19 protein-coding genes and 1 riboswitch are annotated in these 19,850 nt (G+C 46.6%); of the genes, 18 read left to right on the top strand and 1 reads right to left on the bottom strand.

Annotated elements, in window-relative coordinates; all coding sequences use genetic code 11:
* Positions 1-165 precede the first annotated feature (165 nt).
* The 16 genes from VP98_RS12075 to sufB all read left to right on the top strand — a co-directional run bounded on the left by VP98_RS12075 (position 166) and on the right by sufB (position 16,509).
* Complete coding sequence (locus VP98_RS12075) at positions 166-2,478, top strand: 3-hydroxyacyl-CoA dehydrogenase/enoyl-CoA hydratase family protein (protein WP_156151385.1); 2,313 nt, start codon at positions 166-168, stop codon at positions 2,476-2,478.
* Between the two features lie 13 nt (positions 2,479-2,491).
* Entirely contained in the window at positions 2,492-3,670 is a 1,179-nt protein-coding gene (locus VP98_RS12070; protein WP_046175646.1) for an acetyl-CoA C-acetyltransferase, read from the top strand.
* 131 nt (positions 3,671-3,801) lie between these two features.
* Positions 3,802-5,574, top strand: coding sequence for an acyl-CoA dehydrogenase family protein (locus VP98_RS12065; RefSeq protein WP_456236254.1), 1,773 nt, complete (start codon positions 3,802-3,804; stop codon positions 5,572-5,574).
* 619 nt (positions 5,575-6,193) lie between these two features.
* The gene (locus tag VP98_RS12060; protein WP_046175645.1) at positions 6,194-6,544 is read left to right on the top strand and encodes an arsenate reductase family protein; all 351 of its coding nucleotides are present in this window, start codon (positions 6,194-6,196) and stop codon (positions 6,542-6,544) included.
* A gap of 71 nt (positions 6,545-6,615) precedes the next feature.
* Positions 6,616-6,999, top strand: coding sequence for a glycine cleavage system protein GcvH (gene gcvH, locus VP98_RS12055; RefSeq protein WP_046175644.1), 384 nt, complete (start codon positions 6,616-6,618; stop codon positions 6,997-6,999).
* A gap of 165 nt (positions 7,000-7,164) precedes the next feature.
* Positions 7,165-7,524 (top strand): toprim domain-containing protein, encoded by a 360-nt coding sequence (locus VP98_RS12050; RefSeq protein WP_046175643.1) that lies wholly within the window; start codon positions 7,165-7,167, stop codon positions 7,522-7,524.
* Positions 7,524-7,823, top strand: a complete 300-nt coding sequence (locus VP98_RS12045; RefSeq protein ID WP_046175642.1) for a thioredoxin family protein — start codon at positions 7,524-7,526, stop codon at positions 7,821-7,823. The genes VP98_RS12050 and VP98_RS12045 overlap by 1 nt, the downstream gene beginning before the upstream one ends.
* Positions 7,824-7,913: 90 nt before the next feature.
* Positions 7,914-8,019, top strand: a riboswitch (SAM riboswitch).
* A gap of 74 nt (positions 8,020-8,093) precedes the next feature.
* Positions 8,094-9,119, top strand: a complete 1,026-nt coding sequence (locus VP98_RS12040; RefSeq protein WP_046175641.1) for a methionine ABC transporter ATP-binding protein — start codon at positions 8,094-8,096, stop codon at positions 9,117-9,119.
* Entirely contained in the window at positions 9,112-9,780 is a 669-nt protein-coding gene (locus tag VP98_RS12035) for a methionine ABC transporter permease (RefSeq protein WP_046175640.1), read from the top strand. Before VP98_RS12040 ends, VP98_RS12035 begins: the two co-directional genes overlap by 8 nt.
* Positions 9,781-9,811: 31 nt before the next feature.
* On the top strand, positions 9,812-10,666 hold the full coding sequence (locus VP98_RS12030; protein ID WP_046175639.1) for a MetQ/NlpA family ABC transporter substrate-binding protein: 855 nt from the start codon (positions 9,812-9,814) through the stop codon (positions 10,664-10,666).
* A gap of 283 nt (positions 10,667-10,949) precedes the next feature.
* Complete coding sequence (locus VP98_RS19115) at positions 10,950-11,108, top strand: hypothetical protein (RefSeq protein ID WP_197076593.1); 159 nt, start codon at positions 10,950-10,952, stop codon at positions 11,106-11,108.
* A 178-nt stretch (positions 11,109-11,286) separates the two neighbouring features.
* On the top strand, positions 11,287-12,063 hold the full coding sequence (gene sufC, locus VP98_RS12025) for a Fe-S cluster assembly ATPase SufC (protein ID WP_046175638.1): 777 nt from the start codon (positions 11,287-11,289) through the stop codon (positions 12,061-12,063).
* 16 nt (positions 12,064-12,079) lie between these two features.
* Positions 12,080-13,390 carry a Fe-S cluster assembly protein SufD gene (gene sufD, locus VP98_RS12020; RefSeq protein ID WP_046175637.1) on the top strand — a complete coding sequence of 437 codons (1,311 nt, stop codon included), beginning with the start codon at positions 12,080-12,082 and terminating at the stop codon, positions 13,388-13,390.
* A complete protein-coding gene (locus VP98_RS12015; RefSeq protein ID WP_046175636.1) occupies positions 13,387-14,616 on the top strand; it encodes a cysteine desulfurase in 1,230 nt (409 codons plus the stop codon). The genes sufD and VP98_RS12015 overlap by 4 nt, the downstream gene beginning before the upstream one ends.
* Complete coding sequence (gene sufU, locus VP98_RS12010; RefSeq protein WP_046175635.1) at positions 14,606-15,040, top strand: Fe-S cluster assembly sulfur transfer protein SufU; 435 nt, start codon at positions 14,606-14,608, stop codon at positions 15,038-15,040. Before VP98_RS12015 ends, sufU begins: the two co-directional genes overlap by 11 nt.
* 71 nt (positions 15,041-15,111) lie before the next feature.
* Positions 15,112-16,509 carry a Fe-S cluster assembly protein SufB gene (gene sufB, locus VP98_RS12005; RefSeq protein ID WP_046175634.1) on the top strand — a complete coding sequence of 466 codons (1,398 nt, stop codon included), beginning with the start codon at positions 15,112-15,114 and terminating at the stop codon, positions 16,507-16,509.
* 328 nt (positions 16,510-16,837) lie between these two features.
* Here sufB and VP98_RS12000 read toward each other — a convergent pair whose 3' ends face one another.
* Positions 16,838-17,992 carry a GerAB/ArcD/ProY family transporter gene (locus VP98_RS12000; protein WP_046175683.1) on the bottom strand — a complete coding sequence of 385 codons (1,155 nt, stop codon included), beginning with the start codon at positions 17,990-17,992 and terminating at the stop codon, positions 16,838-16,840.
* A 178-nt stretch (positions 17,993-18,170) separates the two neighbouring features.
* Between VP98_RS12000 and VP98_RS11995 the strand changes: the two genes are divergently transcribed.
* Both VP98_RS11995 and VP98_RS11990 read left to right on the top strand, forming a co-directional pair.
* Positions 18,171-19,016, top strand: coding sequence for a DUF72 domain-containing protein (locus tag VP98_RS11995; protein ID WP_046175633.1), 846 nt, complete (start codon positions 18,171-18,173; stop codon positions 19,014-19,016).
* 14 nt (positions 19,017-19,030) lie between these two features.
* A complete protein-coding gene (locus VP98_RS11990) occupies positions 19,031-19,840 on the top strand; it encodes a sulfite exporter TauE/SafE family protein (protein ID WP_046175632.1) in 810 nt (269 codons plus the stop codon).
* Positions 19,841-19,850: the final 10 nt, after the last annotated feature.

The raw sequence follows: 19,850 nt of genomic DNA, 5'->3' as shown, positions 1-19,850 counted from the left end.
CCAGCGCTTGTCCCCGGCCAGCAGGCAGAAGAACAGGCGCTTTCACGACTTTTCATTAGTTTACCCAATAATTTCATTCATGTGACAGTTGAAATTTAAAAAAAGGTGCGGTATATTGAAAGTATAGTAAATGAATGAGTATTCATTCAAGAGGGGGACATGAACGTGGCTCAGCCTATTCGCAAAGCAGCCGTTATTGGATCAGGAGTGATGGGCTCCGGCATTGCAGCGCATCTGGCCAATATTGGCATCCCGTCTATTTTGCTCGATATTGTTTTAGAAGGGGAAGAAAACCGCAGCCGCCTTTCTGAAAATGCTGTTCAAAAGCTGTTTAAGCAAAAGCCGGCACCGCTTGCGGCCAAGCAAAACGCGGCGCTTATTACACCTGGAAACCTTGAAGACGATCTGGATCAATTAGCGCAGGCAGACTGGATCATTGAAGCAGTTGTTGAGCAGCTTGATGTGAAAAAGTCCATTTTTGAACTTATTGATGTTCATCGCAAAAAGAGCAGTATTGTGTCATCCAACACATCCGGTATTTCCATCTGTGCCATGAAGGAAGGGAGAAGCGAGGATTTTAAGCGCCATTTTTTAGGAACGCATTTTTTTAATCCGCCCCGCTATTTAAAGCTGCTGGAAATCATTCCGACCAATGAAACGGATCCGGCCGTTACGGCATATATGCAGTCATTTGGGGAGAATGTGCTCGGCAAAGGAGTTGTGCGGGCAAAAGACACGCCGAATTTTATTGCCAACCGGGTTGGTACGTTCGGGCTGCTGAAAACAATGCATGTGATGAAAGAGATGAATTTGTCGCCTGGAGAAGCAGACTCTGTTACCGGTCCGCTGATTGGCCGGCCGAAAAGCGCTACTTTTCGAACGCTCGATGTGGTAGGGCTTGATACATTTATTCATGTGGCCGGCAATGTATACGGCCAGACAACCGGTGAGGAGCGGGAGGTCTTCCGTATTCCAGAGGAATTAAAGCAGATGAAGGAAAAGGGCTGGATCGGCGCAAAAGCAGGCCAGGGGTTCTTCAAAAAAGAAGGAAAAACCATTTTGGAGTTAAATCTTAAAACAATGGAATATGAAGAGCGTAAAAAAATGAAAGCGGCTTCAATAGAGGCGGCAAAGCAGCAAAAAGGTGCAGCCAGGTGGCAGGCCCTTCTGTACGCAGATGATAAAGCAGGCCGGTTTTTATGGAATATTATAGCGCCTGTACTCCTTTATTCAGCCGAGCTTGCCGGTGAAATTGCCGATGATATTGTTTCCATTGATCAGGCGATGAAGTGGGGCTTTGGCTGGAAAGAAGGCCCTTTTGAAATATGGGATAAAATCGGAGTGAAACGATCAATTGAGAGAATGGAGGCGGAAGGACGGGCGGTGCCGGGCTGGGTGAAGCAGCTGGACGGCGCATTTTATCAGGATGGGCGCTGCTATGACCGGTTATCGGAATCTTATAAGCCGCTACCCCAAAGGGAAAAAGTGATTGAACTGAATAAACACACTTCCATCATTAAAGAAAACAGCGGTGCCCGGCTGCACGATATGGGAGACGGAGTGGCCCTGCTTGAATTTGCATCGCCCAACAATGCGATTGGACTCGATATTATTCAAATGATTACGGCTTCTATTGACGAAGTAGAAAAAAACTACAAAGCTCTTGTGATTGGAAACCGGGGCAAAAACTTCTGCGTCGGTGCAAATTTAGCCATGATCTTAATGGCGGCGCAGGATGATGATCTGTGGGAAATTGATATGACCGTCAAGCAGTTTCAGCAGGCGATGATGAAAATCAAATACAGTTCAAAGCCCGTGGTGGCGGCGCCGTTTGGAATGACGCTTGGGGGCGGAACCGAGGTATGCCTGCCGGCAGCGCATATTCAGGCGGCCCATGAAACGTATATGGGCCTTGTAGAAACCGGCGTTGGGCTTATTCCAGGCGGCGGCGGGAACAAAGAGCTTTATATCCGCTATTTAAATCAAATGGCAGATGGCGTGAATTATGATTTGCAGGCGGTCGCCAATAAAGTATTCGAGACAATTGCGATGGCAAAGGTATCAGCCTCCGCCGCGGAAGCCAGGGGCAGCCACTTTTTATACCAGTCAGACGGCATTAGTGTAAATGAAGACCATCTTTTGTATGACGCGAAACAGGCGGCTCTTTATTTAGCCGAAGCCGGCTACACGGCGCCAATCCGCAGAAAAATTCCGGTCACGGGAGAAACCGGCTATGCGGCATTGCTTGTAGGCGCACAGTCAATGCACGCCTCGGGTTTTATCTCCGAACATGATCTGGCCATTGCTAAAAAGCTGGCCTGGGTGATTGCCGGCGGAAATGTGCCATTTGGAACGGAGGTTGAGGAAGAGTATTTGTTAGAGCTTGAGCGGGAAGCATTTCTGCAGCTTGCGTCCATGCCGAAAACACAGCAGCGTATGCAGTATATGCTTATGAAAGGAAAACCACTTCGCAATTAAAGGGGAGAGAAAAATGAAAGAAGCGGTTATTGTCACGGGGGCACGGACACCGGTCGGCAAGGCGAAAAAAGGGACACTTCGTTATACGCGCCCCGATGATCTTGGTGCACTCGTTATCAAAGAAACACTCAGGCGGGCGGGAAGCTACGACGGAGAAATTGACGATGTCATTATTGGCTGTGCGATGCCGGAAGCGGAACAGGGGTTAAACGTTGCGCGGAATATTGGCGCGCTTGCCGGGCTGTCCCATGACGTGCCGGCCATTACGATCAACCGGTACTGCTCTTCAGGCCTTCAGTCAATCGCCAGTGCAGCGGAGCGGATTATGCTCGGCCATGCCAGTACTGTGATCGCAGGCGGAGTGGAATCGATGAGCCTGGTGCCGATGATGGGCCATGTTGCCCGGCCGAATGTCAAAATTGCAGAGGAGATGCCGGGCTATTATATGTCAATGGGCCATACCGCAGAAGAAGTAGCCAAAAAGTATGGAATTTTACGCGAGGACCAGGATGCATTTGCCGTTCAAAGCCACAGAAAAGCAGCCCGCGCCATTTCAGAAGGAAAGTTTACGGACGAAATTGTGCCGGTGGATGTTACATTCCGGCAAGTGGGTGATGACTTTAAAATACAGGAAGAACACATAACCTTTTCAATGGATGAAGGAGTGCGCCATGAAACATCGATGGAAGGGCTGGCGAAGCTTCGGCCTGCTTTTTCGGCAGAAGGGTCTGTTACTGCCGGAAATGCGTCACAGACATCGGATGGAGCAGCAGCAGTGCTCGTAATGGAACGGGAGCAGGCGGAAGCGCTTGGCCTGCAGCCGCTCGCCAGGTTCCGTTCCTTTGCGGTGGCAGGGGTACCGCCGGAAATTATGGGAATCGGGCCGGTCGCCGCTGTGCCAAAAGCACTTAAGCTCGCGGGGCTGGAACTGGCGGATATTGATTTATTTGAATTGAATGAAGCATTTGCTTCTCAGGCAATCCAGGTTATTAGGGAACTGGGACTCGATGAAGAGAAAGTAAATGTAAACGGCGGCGCCATCGCGCTCGGCCATCCTCTTGGCTGTACGGGAACGAAGCTGACTTTGACGCTTCTTCATGAATTAAAACGCCGCGGCCAGCAATTTGGGGTAGTCACCATGTGCATTGGAGGCGGAATGGGAGCCGCCGGAGTATTCGAGCTGATCAACTGATTTGAACCTTTCATCAGCGGCGTGTTAAGGCTTTGCAGGCAGCAGGATCTTCCGCCGGTCCTTTCTGCTCTTCCGATGAGCCAGGGCGGAAAATCTATGCCCGTCACTATATGGCGGAATACAAGGGGGAAATGATCATGGCAGCAAAAGGCGGTTCCTTTTTAATTGAAGATGTAGAGGCAGGTGCTGTTTTTACACCGGAAGACTTTACGGATGAACAAAAAATGATTGCCAGAACAACCGAAGAGTATGTAATGGGCAGTGTGATGCCGGAAGTGCCTTATCTTGAAAAGCATGAATTTGACCGCTCCGTCAGGCTGCTGCAGGAAGCGGGTGAGCTTGGCCTTTTGGCGGCTGATGTGCCGGAAGAGTACGGGGGGCTGAGTCTTGATAAAATCAGCTCGGCACTGATTGCAGAAAAAATGGCGGCCGCCGGGGGATTTTCAATTTCACATGGAGCTCATGTAGGGATTGGCTCACTTCCCATTGTCCTGTTTGGCAATGAAGGACAGAAAAAAGCGTACCTGCCGGACCTTGCCGCCGGCACACGTTTTGCAGCCTATGCTTTAACGGAGCCGGGGTCCGGTTCGGATGCTCTTGGCGCCAAAACAACTGCCCGGCTGAATGATGCGGGAACCCATTATATTTTAAACGGAGAAAAACAGTGGATTACCAATTCCGCTTTCGCGGATATATTTATTGTTTATGCAAAGATTGATGGTGAGCAGTTTTCAGCATTTATCGTGGAAAAAGGCTATCCAGGGGTGTCAACTGGTGCCGAAGAAGAAAAGATGGGCATTAAAAGCTCTTCTACACGCACTCTTATTTTATCCGATGCGGAGGTGCCGGCAGAAAACCTGCTCGGTGAAGCGGGGCGCGGCCACGTGATTGCATTCAATATACTGAATATCGGCCGTTATAAGCTTGGAGTCGGCGCGGTCGGCAGCGCCAAACGGGCACTGGATATTTCACTCAAATATGCGGCGGACCGCAAGCAGTTTCAAACATCCATCGCTAATTTTAACTTGATTAAAGAAAAATTCGGCACGATGTCTTCCAAATTATATGCAGCGGAAAGCGCCATTTACCGGACAGTCGGCTGCTTTGAAGAACGGATGGGCGCCCTGTCGGAAGAAGAACAAAAAGACGGCAAAGCCATTGCCGCCTCTATTGCCGAATACGCTATTGAATGCTCGCTCGGCAAGTTTTTCGGCTCGGAAGTGCTTGATTATGTGGTTGATGAAGGAGTTCAGATCCACGGCGGCTATGGTTTTATGGAAGAGTACGAAATCGCCCGCATGTACCGCGACTCCCGAATTAACCGGATTTTTGAAGGCACCAATGAAATTAACCGGCTGCTTGTGCCGGGTACATTTGTGAAAAAAGCGATAAAGGGCGAGCTGCCGTTATTTGAGAAAGCAAAAGAGCTGCAGAACGAGCTGATGACACTGATGCCGGAAGAACCCGGGGATGCGGCGCTGGCACAGGAGAAAATGCTGGTGAAAAATGCAAAGAAAATTACACTCCTCGCCGCAGGTCTTGCCGTGCAGAAATACGGTAAAGCGCTTCAGGAAGAACAGGAGGTGCTGGCGAACATTGCTGACCTCGTAAATCTCGTGTATGCAATGGAATCAGCTGTGCTGCGAACTCAAAAAGCGATTGATGCGGCGGGTGAAGAAAAACATAAGCAGAAAGTGCTGTATACACAAATTTTCTGCCAGGAAGCATTTAATGAAATGGAGCAGCATGCCAGAGAAACACTCGTGGCGATTGAATCAGGCGATACTTTGCGTATGATGATGTCCGTGCTCCGCAAGCTCAGCCGCCATACGCCGACAAATGTGATTGCCAAAAAACGCGAAGCTGCCGAGCGGTTGAACACATCCTTGAAATATGTTGTGTAAACCCGTGCGTTCCTTTAAGAAGGATGTACGTCACAATGTTGAGAAACAAGCTTATCAAGAGCGCCGTTTCATTCGTTTTTGGATGATTTCTGTCCGGAAAACTCATAAATGGATTATTTAATAAAAAGTGGAACAGGCGATGTTGTATATTCTTTTAAAAATAGCGCAGAAGAACAGCGCTTAGTCCAGGCAGGAAAACAGCAGGATTTGTTTCCTTCTCTTTTTAAAAGAAAGACAGCCTGATTATTCATTTATAGCTGTTTTTTTCTGAAATGGACGGGCGGAGGGCTGGCGGCGAAAACTCCCGCAGGACGAGCGGACGGGCTGGTTCAGCGTTCGCCCTGCAGGAAAGCGCAGCTGCCAGCCCGGAGCCCATTGTGCATGGCTGTATGAATCGGAAACGGCGGAGGAAAAGCGTTATGCCTCTTCTGTCATTCAGAGAATAGTGGTGTTTGCCGGTCTATTGTTACGTTCTTAAGGCCGACGTGTTTTTTTTATCAGCATGCCGTCCTCTTAAAATGGGCGGTTTTTTTCGCGAATAAAGCAGAAATTCCGCCGTCAATTTAAAAAAGGATTTTTAAGGGTTGTGTCGAACTGCTTGTGTATGAGGTGATAAGAAATGAAGTTTTACTGGTATCCAAAGTGCGGGACGTGCCGCAATGCAAAAAAGTGGCTGGATGAGCATAATATATCATATGAACCCATCCATATTGTCGAGTCTCCGCCATCAAAGGCCGAGTTGAAGGAAGCGTATGAAAAAAGCGGCCTGCCGCTGAAAAAGTTCTTTAACACAAGCGGGCAAAAATACCGCGAGCTTGGGTTGAAAGATAAAGTGGCCACAGCTTCAGAAGATGAATTGCTTGAGCTTCTTTCATCAGACGGCATGCTGATCAAGCGGCCGCTTGCCATTCAGGACAATACAGTTGCTGTCGGCTTTAAAGAGGAAGAGTACAGCCAGAAGTGGCAGTGATTTTCTTGCTTTCTGTTTCAATAATCAGTAAAGTGTAAAGTGTAATTATTCCAATCTGGAGGTACATACACATGAACTTGCCTAAAGAGCTTCGCTATTCTGAAGAACACGAATGGGTAAAACAAGAAGGCGGGAAAGTACGTATCGGCATCACTGATTTTGCTCAGGCAGAACTTGGCGACATTGTATTCGTCGAGCTTCCATCTGTTGGTGATACTGTAACAGCAGACGAGCCATTTGGCAGTGTTGAGTCTGTTAAAACCGTTTCTGAATTGTATGCGCCGGTCAGTGGGACTGTTGTGGAAATCAATGAAGAATTGGATGACAGCCCTGAATTCGTTAATGAATCTCCATATGAAAAAGCATGGATGATTGTGGTGGAGCCTTCTGACGCTTCACAAATTGATGACTTGATGACAGCGGAGCAATATGCAGAAATGACAAAAGAAGATTAAACAGGAGACCGGCTTTTTGCCGGTCTTTTTTCCTTTTTTAAGAAAGCAGGATGCCTGCCAGGCCTGCCAGGTGTTAAACCACTGTGCTGTTTGAAGGCTGTGCCTTGCGCTTTTCATAATAACCACGTAACATAAAAGACATAACGTGCAGCGGGGTGATTGGTGATGATGGTAGAAAAAACGATTATCGTCGAAGGGTCATCTGATCGGAAACGGGTGGCTGAAATTGTCAAGGAGCCGGTAGACATCATTTGTACGAATGGAACAATTGGCGTATCGCGCCTTGATGAACTAGTCGAGGAATTGTTTGAGCGCGACGTTTACATTTTGGTTGATGCGGATGCATCAGGCGAAAAGCTGCGCCGCCAGTTTAAGCGCGAGCTTCCTCATGCCTGCCACCTTTATATCGACCGCGGCTACAAAGAAGTAGCATCAGCGCCGCATCGGCATTTAGCCGGAATTCTAATGAGTGCCAATATCGATGTGCGCGGTGAGTTTTTGCAAAAAGAAGGGATTCAGGGGTAATGAAAACAGCGCAAGCAATCGAAAAATTAATGGCAATGCCAAAAGCTGCCCTTTACTTGTATACACCAATGTGCGGGACTTGCCAGGTAGCGGGAAAAATGCTGGATGTAGTTGAGGCAACGGATTTACATATTCCGCTTCAGCGAATCAATTTAAATTATCATGAAGAGCTGTCCCGCCAATTTGAAGTGGAAAGTGTCCCATGTTTACTTTTTCTTCAAAAAGGGAAGCTTAAAAAGAAAATTTACGCTTTTCAGTCAGTTCCATATATATATGAAGAAATGCGGTCGTTTTTGTAGGCCGATCGAGTTTTGTCAGGATTAAACATTGAAATGTTGACACGGCTGTTATGGCGGTGGTAAAATCCATTTCGTACGTAAATAAAGAAACTCTTATCAAGAGCGGCAGAGGGAATGTGCCCGATGAAGCCCGGCAACCGTCTTTTCAAGAAAAGGTGCCAAATCACACGAAGCAGTATGCTACGGGAGATGAGAGAAAGGAATTTTGAACGCAAAGCCTTTCTGTCGCTATGGGCAGACAGGCTTTTTTCGTGGAAAGGAAGTGATCCCGTGATTTTTATTGAGCAGGCAAAAAAAGTATTTCAAACAAAAAACGGCCCGGTGAAGGCTGTTGACAATATAAATCTTTCCGTGCAGGAAGGCGAAATTTTTGGCATGATCGGCTACAGCGGCGCCGGAAAAAGTACACTGATCCGCATGCTGAATGGGCTTGAAACGCCAACTGAAGGATCCGTAACCGTTGCGGGACGGAAAATCTCAACCATTAAAGGGACGGAACTTCGGAAAGCGCGCCAGGAGATCGGCATGATCTTCCAGCATTTTAATTTGTTATGGTCGCGGACAGTACGTGAAAATATCGCATTTCCGCTTGAAATTGCCGGTGTAGCAAAAGCGGAACGGGATAAGCGCGTAGCGGAATTGATCGAGCTTGTCGGCCTTGAAGGGCGGGGTGACTCTTATCCTTCACAGCTTTCCGGCGGCCAGAAGCAGCGTGTCGGCATTGCCCGGGCGCTTGCAAACAATCCAAAGGTGCTGCTTTGCGATGAAGCGACATCTGCCCTCGATCCGCAGACAACGGATTCTATTTTAGATCTGCTTGTCGATATTAATGAGCGGCTCGGATTGACGATTGTCCTTATTACGCACGAAATGCACGTAATCCGGAAAATCTGCCATCGGGTAGCGGTAATGGAAAACGGCCAGATTGTGGAGCTTGGCCCGGTTCTTGATGTATTCCGCCGTCCAGAGCAGCCGATTACCAAGCGGTTTGTACAGCAGGTGACCGAGCCGGAAGAGTCAAAAGAAACGATTCAGCATCTTCTGACTGAACATCCAGATGGGAAAATTGTCAAATTGACCTTTGTTGGTGTATCAGCTGAACAGCCGGTTGTGACAGAATTGATTCGGTCGTTTCAAGTGGGAGTAAATATTCTCCAGGGGAAAATTTCGCAAACGCAAAACGGCGCGTATGGGACACTATTTGTGCAAATAACAGGTGATCCTGCTGAAGTAGCCAGAGCCGTAGCGTTTTTAGATGCCCAGCAAGTCGATTCGGAGGTGATTACCTATGAGTGAGCAGTGGTTCCCGAACGTCGACTGGGAGAAAATGTGGGAAGCAACCTATGAAACACTTTATATGACAGGTATTTCAGTGGTCATTACCTTTATTATCGGTATGCTCCTTGGTCTTCTGCTGTTTTTAACATCCAAAGGCCAGCTCTGGCAAAATAGGGCGGTATACAGCGTGACAGCTATTATTGTGAACGTGTTCCGGTCTATTCCTTTTATTATTTTAATTGTTTTATTAATTCCATTTACAAAAACAATTATGGGTACCATTATCGGTGAAAATGCAGCCTTGCCGGCGCTTATTATTGGAGCAGCGCCATTTTATGCGCGCATGGTGGAAATTGCCCTCCGCGAAATTGATAAAGGCGTTGTTGAAGCGGCCCGGGCAATGGGAGCTTCTACATGGACGATTATCCGAAAAGTGCTCATTCCGGAATCCATGCCGGCTCTTGTTTCAGGCTTAACGGTTACGGCTATTGCGCTTGTCGGCTATACGGCAATGGCCGGTGTTATCGGGGCTGGAGGTCTTGGAAACCTGGCTTTCTTAGACGGGTTCCAGCGCAGCCGTAACGATGTTACCGTGATGGCGACGATTGTCATACTCATTATTGTGTTTATTATCCAGTTTATCGGCGATACGGCTGTCCGCAAGCTTGATAAACGTTAATAAAAATATAACTTCAAGGAGGATTATCAGCATGAAAAAATGGCTTTTAGGCTTTTTAACAGCCGCTATTGTACTTGTTCTTGCAGCATGCGGCGGCGGAGAGGAAGCGTCAGATACAGGAGCTGATTCAGATTCAGGCTCGTCAAAAGAGGATAAAACAATTGTGGTCGGTGCATCGAATACACCGCACGCAGTCATTTTGGAAGAAGCAAAACCGCTATTGGAAGAAAAAGGATATGATTTGCAAATTGAAACATTCCAGGATTATGTTTTGCCAAATACCGCGCTTGAAGAAGGGGATCTGGACGCAAACTACTTCCAGCACCTTCCGTATCTTGAGCTTCAAGAAAAAGAGCAGGGCTACGATTTTGAAAGCGCAGGAGCTATCCACATTGAACCAATGGCTGTTTACTCAAAAGAATACAAAAGCCTTGATGAGCTTCCGGACGGCGCAACAATTATTTTAAGCAACTCGGTTGCCGAGCATGGCCGTATTTTGATGATTTTGGAAAAAGAAGGGCTGATTACAATCAAGGAGGGAGTCGAAAAAACGCAGGCTACTCTTGATGATATTGGCGAAAATCCGAAAAACATCAAGTTTGACTATGATTATGAGCCGGCTTTGCTTCCGCAAATCTATAATAACGGTGAAGGCGATGCAGTCGTCATCAATTCAAACTATGCAATTGACGCGGGCATCAGCCCGACAGAAGATTCTATTGCCATTGAAAGCACAGATTCACCGTATGCGAACTTGATCGTCACACGTGCCGGCGATGAAGATTCCGAAAAAATCAAGGCACTGGTTGATGTGCTGAAATCGCAAGAAGTTCAAGACTTTATTACAAATGAATGGGACGGAGCAGTCGTTCCGGTAACTGAATAAACATAGAGAGCGCCTGGGCCTGTACCAGGCGTTTTTCTTTCCGGGTATTTTTCGGACAATTGCGAATTCGGGAGAATAAGGTTTATATTTTGAGGCAGCGGCTATATATAAGAGTAGATTGGAGCTCACCCGGTGTGAGAGGGCCTGAAGAAGCTATACTGCTTTTGCACGTCCTGCCTGAATCCTGCTATCATAAACAGCGGAAGACAGGTCTTCCAAAAAAAAAAACGAAAAGGATTGATTCCCCATTAGTAACTCACTGAATATGAAGCACACAGAAGGTATGGAAAAAGCGATGCATGCTAATTACGGCATCGGCTATGCAGAGTACAGCCAGAAGCATGAAGTGAGAATGGAAGTTGAGCAGCAGCGTGAGAAGGACCACCAGCAGTCAATGCGCATGGTTGCTGACATGAATCGTAATTTTACAAACCATTTATAATAAAAACAGTAAGAAAAAACCGGCTTAAAAGCCGGTTTTTTCTCTTTTATTTGAGAATGCTTAATGTAATCGGTTTCCGCGGTTGAATATAAATTTCATTTGTTATAAGATTGTAATGAGAATAAACTGAGAATAGACACAATCGGCCGTCTCAGCCGATGAATACGGAGGGTAAAACATGTCACAATCTACGTTAACAATTAAAGATCTCCACGTCTCTATTGACGGGAAGGAAATTTTAAAAGGAGTCAACCTTGAAATTAAAGGCGGCGAGTTCCATGCGATCATGGGACCGAACGGAACAGGTAAATCTACTCTTTCTTCCGCTATTATGGGGCACCCTAAATATGAAGTTACACAAGGTTCTATTACACTCGACGGAGAAGACGTGCTTGAAATGGAAGTAGACGAACGCGCACGCGCCGGTCTTTTCCTTGCTATGCAGTATCCAAGTGAAATTACTGGAGTAACAAACGCTGAATTCCTTCGTTCAGCTGTGAATTCCCGCCGTGAAGAAGGCGATGAGATCTCACTAATGAAATTTATCCGCCAGATGGACAATAATATGGACCTTCTTGAAATGGATCAGGATATGGCCCAGCGTTACTTAAACGAAGGTTTCTCGGGCGGTGAGAAAAAACGGAATGAAATCTTGCAATTGATGACCATTGAACCGAAAATTGCTATTTTGGATGAAATTGACTCCGGTCTTGATATCGACGCCCTAAAGGTCGTTTCAAAAGGAATCAACAAAATGCGCAGTGAGGATTTCGGCTGCCTGATGATTACTCACTACCAGCGTCTATTGAATTACATTACGCCTGACTTTGTCCATGTTATGATGCAGGGCAAAATCGTCAAGTCCGGCGGTGCGGAACTGGCGGAACGCCTGGAAGCGGAAGGCTACGACTGGATCAAGCAGGAACTTGGCATCGAAGACGAAACGGTACAGTAATCGAGGAGGAACAAACATGACGGAAACAAAATGGTCAGTTGATGAAGCGGCGATCCGCGAATTTTCAGCTGCAAATAATGAACCAGCATGGCTGTTGAACGCTCGTCTGGATGCGTTCAGCAAAGCGGAAGATCTGCCGCTGCCAAAACCGGATAAAACAAAGATCGATAAATGGAACTTCACGGAATTTGGAGCACATCATGTTCAAAGTGCACCATTTAAATCATTTTCTGAGCTTCCTGAAGCTGCGCAGGCAGTAATTGGTGAAGAAAGCAGTACACAAAACGTATATGTACAGCGTAACAATACACCGTCTATTTTAAATATATCAGACGAATTAAAAGAAGCAGGCGTCATTTTCACTGATTTTGCGACAGCCGCAAAAGAGCACAGCGAAGTATTTCAAAAATTCTTTATGCAGCAAGTTGTAAAAGCAGATGAGCATAAATTAACGGCTCTTCATGCGGCACTTGTAAACGGAGGCGTTTTCCTTTACGTGCCGAAAAATGTTGAAATTACAGAGCCGATTCAAGCGGTATTTATTCATGATGATGCACAGGCAGCGCTGTTTAACCATGTTGTTGTAGCGGCTGACGCAAACAGCAAAATTACGTATGTGGAAAACTACATTTCTACAGTGAAAACAGAGCAGGGTGTAGCGAATATCGTGACCGAAGTGATCGCCGGGGATAATGCCCAGGTGTCATACGGAGCGGTTGACACGCTTGCCGAAAACGTGACAACATACGTAAACCGCCGCGGCATTACCTCGCCAAATGCGCGGATTGACTGGTCACTTGGCATTATGAACGATGGCAACACCGTTTCTGAAAACGTCACTAACTTAATCGGCGACGGTTCTTTTGCAGATACGAAAATGGTGGTTGTCGGCCGCGGCAAGCAGTCGATGAACTTTACAACAAAAGTGGTTCATTTTGGCAAACACACAGAAGGCTACATTTTAAAACACGGCGTTATGAAGGACGAAGCAAAGTCAATCTTTAATGGAATCGGCAAAATCGAACACGGTGCTTCAAAATCAAATGCGGAGCAGGAATCCCGGGTTCTTATGCTGAGTGAAAAAGCGCGCGGCGACGCGAATCCGATTCTTCTTATTGACGAAGATGATGTAACAGCCGGCCACGCAGCTTCTGTCGGCCGTGTTGATCCGCTTCAGCTTTATTACTTAATGAGCCGCGGAATCACAAAGCAGGAAGCAGAACGCCTCGTTATCCACGGATTCCTGGCGCCTGTTGTAAACAACCTGCCGATTGAAAACGTGAAAAAACAATTAACAGGGGTTATTGAAAGGAAAGTTCGCCAATGAACGCGAAAGAACTGAAAAAGTACTTTCCGATTCTCGACCAGGAAGTGAACGGCCATCCGCTTGTTTACCTTGACAGTGCGGCAACTTCCCAAAAACCTGTTCAGGTGATTGAAGCACTTAATGATTATTACCGCCTTTCAAACTCAAACGTGCACCGCGGCGTTCACACACTGGGCAACCGCGCAACCGATTTATATGAAGGAGCGCGCGACAAAGTGCGCAAGTTCATCAATGCAGCGTCTACAAAGGAAATTGTATTTGTCCGCGGTACAACGACCGCGCTGAATCTTGTAGCGCAAAGCTATGGGCGTGCAAATGTAAAAGAAGGCGATGAAATTGTTATTACGCTGATGGAGCATCACTCGAATATTATTCCGTGGCAGCAGCTTGCCAAAGCAACAGGTGCCACATTAAAATATGTTCCTTTGCAGGAAGACGGAACTCTTTCGTTGGAAGATGTGCGTAAAACCGTTACACCGAACACCAAAATTGTTTCCGTGATGATGGTGTCAAATGTACTAGGCACCATCAATCCGATTGCCGACATAACGAAAATTGCCCATGAAAACGGAGCCGTAATGGTAGTCGATGCTGCACAGGCGGCTCCTCATATGAAAGTAGATGTACAGCAGCTTGATTGCGATTTTCTCGCTTTCTCAGGTCATAAAATGTGCGGGCCTACCGGCATTGGCGTTCTGTACGGAAAGCAGCATTTACTTGAAGACATGGAGCCGGTTGAATTCGGCGGGGAAATGATTGACTTTGTTGATTTATATGACTCAACGTGGAAAGAGCTTCCCTGGAAATTTGAAGGCGGCACGCCGATTATCGCCGGAGCGGTTGGGCTTGGCGCTGCAATCGACTTTTTAACGGAAATCGGTATGGACGCCATCGAACAGCATGAACACAAGCTCGCTGCGTATGCGATGGATACAGTGACTGAGATTCCTGGCATTTCCGTTTTCGGGCCGAAAAGAGGAAAAGATCGGGCAAGTGTGGTAACATTTAATTTGGAGGATGTGCATCCTCATGATGTGGCAACGGTGCTCGATGCAGATGGAATTGCTGTTCGTGCCGGACATCACTGTGCCCAGACACTGATGAAATGGTGCCAGGTGTCCGCTACAGCACGTGCAAGCTTTTATTTGTATAACACAGAAGAAGATATCGACAGACTTGCCGCCAGTTTGTTAAAAACAAAGGAGTATTTCTCAGATGTCTTTTAATAATTTAGACCAGCTGTACCGTCAGGTCATTATGGACCATTATAAAAACCCGCGCAATAAAGGCGCGATTGAAGATGGCAGCGTGACAGTCGATATGAATAACCCGACCTGCGGCGACCGCATTCACTTAACTATGAAGGTGGAAGACGGCCTTGTCACAGATGCGAAGTTCGACGGTGAAGGCTGTTCGATTTCTATGGCTTCCGCTTCGATGATGACGCAGGCGATTAAAGGAAAAAACATGGATGACGCACTGAAGCTGTCACAGGCTTTTTCCGAAATGATGCTTGGCAATGATTATCCGGACGATTTAGACCTTGATGATATTGAAGCGCTGCAGGGTGTCGCCAAATTCCCGGCCCGCATTAAATGTGCGACGCTGTCGTGGAAAGCGATGGAAAAAGGACTGCAGAGCGAGAAGTAAAATTTACAAAGCAGGCTGGGGAAAAATGTTTCGCTTTTCGTGCCAGCCTGCCACAACAGGAGGAATGCAACATGGCCAAAAAAGCCCCTGAAATTGGCGATTACAAATATGGCTTCCATGACCGCGACGTTTCGATTTTCCGTTCTGAACGCGGATTGACGCCTGACATTGTAAAAGAAATTTCAAAAATGAAGGAAGAACCGCAATGGATGCTTGACTTCCGTTTAAAATCATTGGAGCATTTTTATAAAATGCCAATGCCGCAATGGGGAGGCGATATGTCGTCTCTTAACTTTGATGAAATTACGTATTACGTAAAGCCATCCGAGCGTTCTGAGAAATCCTGGGACGAGGTGCCGGAGGAAATCAAGCAGACGTTTGATAAGCTTGGTATCCCGGAAGCGGAGCAAAAGTATCTGGCCGGCGTATCTGCGCAGTACGAATCTGAAGTTGTTTACCACAACATGAAAGAAGATTTGGAAGAGCTCGGTATCGTCTTTAAAGACACGGATTCTGCATTGAAAGAAAACGAAGAAATTTTCAAAAAGCACTGGGCGACTGTGATTCCGCCGACAGACAACAAGTTTGCGGCACTTAACTCGGCTGTATGGTCCGGCGGATCGTTTATCTACGTGCCGCCAGGTGTGAAAGTGGATACGCCGCTTCAAGCGTATTTCCGTATCAACTCGGAAAACATGGGACAATTTGAGCGTACACTGATCATCGTGGACAAGGATGCAAGTGTCCACTATGTAGAAGGCTGCACAGCGCCTGTTTACACAACAAATTCCCTTCACTCTGCGGTTGTTGAAATTTACATTGCAGAAGGTGCGTATTGCCGTTACACAACCATCCAAAACTGGGCGAACAACGTCTTTAACCTGGTTACAAAGCGTGCTGTGTGTGAAGCAAACGCTACGATGGAATGGGTCGATGGCAACATCGGTTCGAAGCTGACAATGAAATATCCAGCTGTTATTTTAAAAGGCGAAGGCGCGCGCGGCATGACACTGTCAATCGCTCTTGCCGGCAAAGGACAGCATCAGGATGCAGGGGCAAAAATGATTCACCTTGCACCAAACACATCATCAACGATTGTATCAAAATCGATTTCAAAACAGGGCGGAAAAGTAACATACCGCGGTATCGTTCATTTTGGACGCAAAGCGGAAGGCGCCCGTTCTAATATTGAGTGCGATACACTCATTATGGACAACAAATCAACATCAGATACGATTCCATACAACGAAATTCTAAATGACAATATCTCTCTTGAGCACGAAGCAAAAGTATCAAAAGTGTCTGAAGAGCAATTGTTCTACTTGATGAGCCGCGGTATTTCAGAAGAAGAAGCAACTGAAATGATCGTTATGGGCTTTATCGAGCCATTTACAAAAGAACTGCCAATGGAATATGCCGTTGAAATGAACCGTTTAATCAAGTTCGAAATGGAAGGTTCAATTGGCTAATCCATAAAAGCATGCTTGTTTAAAAAACCCGGGCCACCGATTGGTCCGGGTTTTTTACGTGTTGAAATTTATCTCTTTTTCGTGGTATTCAGCGTGCCAGGACCGGATGAACTTTTCAATTAGGGCGGTATTTCGTCATTCGGGGCGATATATCCTATGCCAGGGGCGGAAAAGTAGCTTACCGCCCCTAAGGAAAACCACCCCGAATTTTGTCATACCGCCCCAAATAAAATATAAAAATGGGATTGAACGGATGAAACCTGTAAATATACTTCAAGAAGAAACCGATGAAAGAGATACAGGAGAAAGTCAAGGAAATGCTGGATCGCTACTTTAACTTGCTTGATGCGGAACTGGTGGATTTTCCGGAACCTTCCTTTTTTGCTTTCTTCTGCTTTCGGTTTTTCCAGATGGCTATCATCAGAAGAAGGATCGGGATAACAAATTGCAGTGGAACCTGAATGAATAAGGGAGCCACTTTATGTCCTTCTTGTATATGCTCGGAAAAGTTGCTGGCAATCGCGATCGACAGAATCAAAGCAACAACGCCGACTGGATAGGCAATTTTTGAGGGCTTTCTTATGTTAAATAAGCTGGAAATGCCAATAACGGCTGCATAAAAATAAATACATAGCTTAAAAAAGCCGCCAATGATCAGAAAAAGAATAAAGTAAATATCGAGCCGCTCAAAAAAATCAGCAAGCTGAATGCTTTGAATAGTGGACAGCAGCGGAAAAGGAGCCCGGGCTGCCAGCTGGGGACCAAGGACGCTGATATTGATCATCATGGTAAGCGCAAGCATGATTCCGCTTGCGATAATGGCGTAAAGAACAGCGCGTCCGGCTTTTTTTACATTTTTTACGTATGGAAGAATCATGGCAACAGCAAAAATTTCTCCAAAAGGAATAAACAACGTTTCTGTATAGAAGGTACGAAAAACAGGGCGGAAGCCGTCTGGCAAAACAGGCTTTAAATTATTAACGTCGATCAAGCCGGAGAAAGCAATCAGCAGAAACCCGCTTACACTGATGGCTAAAAATATGTAAAAGAGTACTTCCGCTGAACGGGCAAGAACTTCAATGCCTTTCGACAGTCCATAAATGGCGGTTAAAATAAACAAAGCATTTAACACAAAAAGGGGTGTTTCTACGTAAAAAGTGGAAGTAAGAATTTCTCCAAAATCGCGAAGGTTTCTTGATGTCCGGTAAATAAAATCTAAAATGTATATAAAGCCTATTATTTTTCCTGCTGTGCTTCCTAAAAGAACCTGCATATATTCAACAGGAAGCATGCGGGGATAAAAACGATATAACAGATAATAAATAAAAAACAGGACAATCCCGGCTGACGCACCCATCAAAATCGATATCCAGGCGGCCTGCTTTGCGCCTCCAATTGAAAGGGCGACAAGGAGCGAGCTTCCGATCTCGAATAAAAAAGCCAGAATAAATAATTGAAACGCACTGATTGAAGCTTTTTCCATCAAACCGACACATCCATTCTCCGCAAAGTTTTCATGAATCATCAATAAGTTTCTTACATAGCTTTGCCAGATTTAACGGGAGATACACATAAAAAAGCTCCTTGCGTCAGCGTGCCTCCTCTCATCTTTCACAACAAATTAAAAAGTGTGCTACACTCTTACTACGAGGTGATGCGAAATGATTTACACAGGTGTTACTGGATGGGGAGATCACGATACACTCTACAGGCAGGGAATAGCGTCACGTGATAAATTAAAAGAGTATGCCGCACACTTCCCAACCGTGGAAGTAGATTCGAGCTTTTACGCGGTACAGCCCGAGCGGAATATGCGCAAGTGGACGGATGAGACGCCGGAAGGCTTCCGGTTCGTCGTCAAAGCGTACCAGGGCATGACCGGACATGAGCGCGGCGAAATTCCGTTTCAATCAAAGGAAGAGATGTTTCACGCTTTTAACTTATCATTGACGCCGATGATGGAAGCCGGAAAGCTTGCGATGGTGCTGTTTCAATTTCCACCCTGGTTTGACTGTACGCGTGAAAACGTGACCTATATCCGTTATTGCCGTGAGATGATGGGAGCGGTGCCGCTCGCTATTGAATTTCGAAACCAATCGTGGTACGAAGCGAAATACTTTGATAAAACCATTGCTTTTCTAGAACATGAAAACTGGATTCATACGGTGTGTGACGAACCGCAGGCGGGTGAAGGGTCTATTCCGATTGTTCTTCAGGCAACGAATAAAGAAAAAACACTGGTCCGGCTGCACGGACGCAATCGGGCGGGCTGGCGAAAAAACGGGCAGAAAAACTGGCGTGAAGTCCGCTACCTGTACCGCTACAATGCAAACGAACTGCGTCAATGGGCAGACTTTACAGCTGAACTGCATCAGCAGTCAAAAGATGTCTACGTTTTATTTAATAACAATTCCGGCGGAGATGCGGCGGATAACGCCAAACAGTATTTGGATTTAGCCGGCATTCATTATGAGAATTTAGCTTCACGCCAGCTGGATTTATTTTAGGAGGCTTTGGCGGGATGGAATGGATCATTTTGCTTGGAGTGGGCCTGATTGCGGCTGTTACCGGATCACTTGTCGGTCTCGGCGGCGGTATCATTATTGTGCCGTCCCTGCTTTTTTTGGGCGGAACGGGAATGGTAAACGAAGTTTCGCCGCAGGCGGTGGTCGGCACATCATCATTGATTTTGATTGTAACCGGATTGTCGTCCACTCTTGCATATATGAAGCAGAAAAAGGTTGATTATAAACTGGGCCTTATTTTATTTATCGGAAGTGCGCCCGGGAGCGTCCTGGGCGCCTGGGCCAATAAAGGATTAAACGCAGAACAGTTCAGCTTGTATTTCGGTTTGTTTATGATAGGAATGTCCGTTGTCCTGATGTTTAAAAATCGTGCAAAACCGCTGTTTGGAGCACGTGGTATAAAGCGGGAGTTTAAGGACAATGAAGGGCTGCACACCTATTCGATAGAGCCGGTTACCGGAACCGCTGCTTCTTTTATTGTCGGCTTTTTTGGAGGCCTGTTCGGTATCGGAGGAGGCTCGCTTATGGTGCCGGCTATGATTATGCTGTTTGCGGTGCCGCCGCATGTGGCGGTTGCAACGTCCATGCTGCTGATTTTTTTATCTGCCTGTGTCTCAAGCACAGCACATATAACACTGGGGAATGTAAACTGGCTTTATGCGGCGGCACTTGTGCCCGGCGCCTGGTTCGGAGCAAAGATCGGCGCCTGGCTGAATGCGCGGATTGCCTCTAAAACGGTTGTAATGCTGCTCCGTCTCGTATTGATTTTGGTCGGTGTCCGCCTGATCTGGCAGGGCATTTATTAAAGGTGGAGTG

This window comes from Domibacillus indicus (assembly GCF_000970685.1).
In the GTDB taxonomy this organism is placed as follows: Bacteria; Bacillota; Bacilli; order Bacillales; family Domibacillaceae; genus Domibacillus; species Domibacillus indicus.
This window is presented reverse-complemented; position numbering and strand designations above follow the sequence as displayed.

What these genes read in the sequence shown, in the direction of transcription:
- sufD (WP_046175637.1), top strand. Translation starts at nt 12,080, where the DNA reads ATGACGGAAACAAAATGGTCAGTTGATGAAGCGGCGATCCGCGAATTT.
- VP98_RS12030 (WP_046175639.1), top strand. Translation starts at nt 9,812, where the DNA reads ATGAAAAAATGGCTTTTAGGCTTTTTAACAGCCGCTATTGTACTTGTT.
- VP98_RS19115 (WP_197076593.1), top strand. Translation starts at nt 10,950, where the DNA reads ATGGAAAAAGCGATGCATGCTAATTACGGCATCGGCTATGCAGAGTAC.
- VP98_RS11990 (WP_046175632.1), top strand. Translation starts at nt 19,031, where the DNA reads ATGGAATGGATCATTTTGCTTGGAGTGGGCCTGATTGCGGCTGTTACC.
- VP98_RS11995 (WP_046175633.1), top strand. Translation starts at nt 18,171, where the DNA reads ATGATTTACACAGGTGTTACTGGATGGGGAGATCACGATACACTCTAC.
- VP98_RS12015 (WP_046175636.1), top strand. Translation starts at nt 13,387, where the DNA reads ATGAACGCGAAAGAACTGAAAAAGTACTTTCCGATTCTCGACCAGGAA.
- VP98_RS12045 (WP_046175642.1), top strand. Translation starts at nt 7,524, where the DNA reads ATGAAAACAGCGCAAGCAATCGAAAAATTAATGGCAATGCCAAAAGCT.
- VP98_RS12065 (WP_456236254.1), top strand. Translation starts at nt 3,802, where the DNA reads ATGATCATGGCAGCAAAAGGCGGTTCCTTTTTAATTGAAGATGTAGAG.
- VP98_RS12050 (WP_046175643.1), top strand. Translation starts at nt 7,165, where the DNA reads ATGATGGTAGAAAAAACGATTATCGTCGAAGGGTCATCTGATCGGAAA.
- VP98_RS12000 (WP_046175683.1), bottom strand. Translation starts at nt 17,992, where the DNA reads ATGGAAAAAGCTTCAATCAGTGCGTTTCAATTATTTATTCTGGCTTTT.
- VP98_RS12070 (WP_046175646.1), top strand. Translation starts at nt 2,492, where the DNA reads ATGAAAGAAGCGGTTATTGTCACGGGGGCACGGACACCGGTCGGCAAG.
- sufC (WP_046175638.1), top strand. Translation starts at nt 11,287, where the DNA reads ATGTCACAATCTACGTTAACAATTAAAGATCTCCACGTCTCTATTGAC.
- VP98_RS12035 (WP_046175640.1), top strand. Translation starts at nt 9,112, where the DNA reads ATGAGTGAGCAGTGGTTCCCGAACGTCGACTGGGAGAAAATGTGGGAA.
- VP98_RS12060 (WP_046175645.1), top strand. Translation starts at nt 6,194, where the DNA reads ATGAAGTTTTACTGGTATCCAAAGTGCGGGACGTGCCGCAATGCAAAA.
- sufB (WP_046175634.1), top strand. Translation starts at nt 15,112, where the DNA reads ATGGCCAAAAAAGCCCCTGAAATTGGCGATTACAAATATGGCTTCCAT.
- gcvH (WP_046175644.1), top strand. Translation starts at nt 6,616, where the DNA reads ATGAACTTGCCTAAAGAGCTTCGCTATTCTGAAGAACACGAATGGGTA.
- sufU (WP_046175635.1), top strand. Translation starts at nt 14,606, where the DNA reads ATGTCTTTTAATAATTTAGACCAGCTGTACCGTCAGGTCATTATGGAC.